Genomic DNA, 2,295 nt, shown 5'->3' on the forward strand with positions numbered 1-2,295 from the left:
AGATGGTACTTGAAATACCCTTTAAGTTATCGAAATTTAGTTGAAATAATGGCTGAAAGAGGTATTAGTGTTACACATACAACTTTTACAAGTGCATGAGTTTCATATATTTTATATCTTTATATGATTAATACATATAAGTTTTCTTATACTTCTTTATAAATAAAATCGACAACCCTATAGTAATAACTTCAGCAAAAGGAACTATAATCCAAAGTCCATTTATCCCAAGCATACTAGGTAAAAATAAGAATCCTATAATTACAAAAACAAAGGCTCTTGAAAAAGACACTACTGCAGAAATTTTTCCATTTGAAAATGCTGTAAAAAGTCCCGAAACATAAATATTTAATCCAACAAATAAAAATGCAAATGAAAAAATCTGAAGACCATTTAATGCTAAATCAAAAACAGAACTACCTTTACTCACAAAAGCTGTAACTATAAATGGTGCAAATCCTAAACAAACTACAAAAATTAAAATAGAAGAAATTAAAATAAATTTCTTAGAGTGCTTGTGAGTTTCTTTTAATTTTTCTTCATTTTTCGCCCCGTAATTAAAACTTACCATTGGCGCTACTCCACACACAAATCCTAAATATGTAGATGTCATTAAAAAATGAGCATATAATATTATACTAACAGCAGCCACTCCATCTTCTCCTGCAAATTTCATAGCTACAAAGTTAAATAAAATTGTAGTTATAGCTGCAGAAAGCTCTGTAACCATTTCAGAAGATCCATTTATAGCACTTTCTAAAATAACTTTAAAATCAAACTTTGAAATACCATATTTTAGAGTAGATTTTTTAGAAATAAAATAGAAAAATGCAATTGCCGCTGCAACAAAAGAACCTAATATAGTTGCAAGTGCTGCACCTGATATTCCTAGATCAAATAAGACTATAAATACATAATCAAAAATTATATTTATAATTCCCCCTAGTATAGAAACAAACATGCTAAAATTAAAAGCTCCATCTGTTCTAAGGAAATATTCAAACAATATTTTTATCATGAAAATTGGAGCACTTACTAAAATAATTATTCCATAGCCTTTTACATAAGGAATTAACTTATCTGTTGCACCTAAAAGTCTAAATATTTCTTCATTAAAGATATATCCAAATATACTTATAAATAATCCTATAACTAAAGTAACCACTAACATTAAAGAAAATCTACTATTAGCTTCCTCATAATTATTTTCACCCATAGATATAGATATAAGTGCACTACCACCGCTTGCAAACATAACTCCTATACCACACAAAACACTTATTATAGGCAATACTATATTAATACTTGCCAAAGCATCCGATCCTACAAATTGAGATACAAAAATACCATCTATAATTGTATATAATGAAATAAAAATCATTGAAATTATTGCAGGTGAAACAAATTTAATAAATTCAATGAAACCTAATTTTTTTGAAAATAATTCTTCCATAAAGCTCTCCCTAATTTCAAATTCATATTATCTAATGACATTTTATATTTTAAGGTGTATAGTAACTATATATGCAACAATTTTATGAAACTAAAGAAGTATAGTGTAAGTAATTAGGCAGCAGTTATAGTAGTTTAAATATACTCTTATAATATATGGTTGGAATTTGGCAAAAATAGAAAATAGCTACTAAGGTATTTAGTAGCTATTAAGTAAAACAATTAGTTAATATTTCTAATCACAAGTATTGCAAGTATTGCAAGTATTCATATTTGAACCAGAAGTAATGATAGTCATATAAGAAAACGGAAGTTTCTTTTCTATAAAAATAACCTTGTCACCAATTTGAATTATTTTTTCTACATCAATAAAACCAGTTACTGTTGTTTGAATTGTATCAGAATCTACTTGTACTCGCTCTACGTTCGTTATAATTTCAATAGATGTATCTTTAATAGGCATTATGTTCACCTCCTTACGCTATATAATATTCAATATATGAAAAAAAGTACCATATTGAAATTAGTCCTTAAAATAAGATTTTGTATAGTAATCAATATCTATATGCGAACTAATAAATTTAAAAAATATTTAGATTGAATTTTTAAACAGGTATCTTTTTGAAACTGAAACAACATTGCGTTTATATGAGAAATTATAGACTACATTGTTTATATGCAGTCTATGTATAAATCAAGAAAATACAAGCCGTGTAGTGCATACTACACGAGATATATAAAGGAGAAAATTAATATGAAAGATAATAAATACTTTTCAACTGGAGAATTTGCAAAGCTTGCAAATATTTCAAAACAAACTTTAATCTTTTATGATAAAAAGGG

At 26.6% G+C, this 2,295-nt stretch carries 2 protein-coding genes and 1 pseudogene; 1 reads left to right on the forward strand and 2 read right to left on the reverse strand.

What is annotated here, in order from left to right; all coding sequences use genetic code 11:
* Nucleotides 1-84: pseudogene (locus VLM92_RS14955) on the forward strand (IS6 family transposase); the annotation flags it as partial.
* A 43-nt stretch (nt 85-127) separates the two neighbouring features.
* On the opposite strand, the gene VLM92_RS14960 reads toward VLM92_RS14955, so the two are convergent.
* On the reverse strand, nt 128-1,453 hold the full coding sequence (locus tag VLM92_RS14960) for an MATE family efflux transporter (protein WP_325277123.1): 1,326 nt from the start codon (nt 1,451-1,453) through the stop codon (nt 128-130).
* Nucleotides 1,454-1,687: 234 nt separating this feature from the next.
* Nucleotides 1,688-1,924, reverse strand: a complete 237-nt coding sequence (locus VLM92_RS14965) for a hypothetical protein (protein ID WP_325277124.1) — start codon at nt 1,922-1,924, stop codon at nt 1,688-1,690.
* Nucleotides 1,925-2,295 lie beyond the last annotated feature (371 nt).

Origin of the sequence: Romboutsia sp., from assembly GCF_035470145.1 — a bacterium.
GTDB lineage: Bacteria > Bacillota > Clostridia > Peptostreptococcales > Peptostreptococcaceae > Romboutsia_D.

Bases quoted from the DNA above. Each gene is read 5' to 3' on its own strand.
- VLM92_RS14960 (WP_325277123.1), bottom strand. From the start codon at position 1,453: ATGGAAGAATTATTTTCAAAAAAATTAGGTTTCATTGAATTTATTAAA.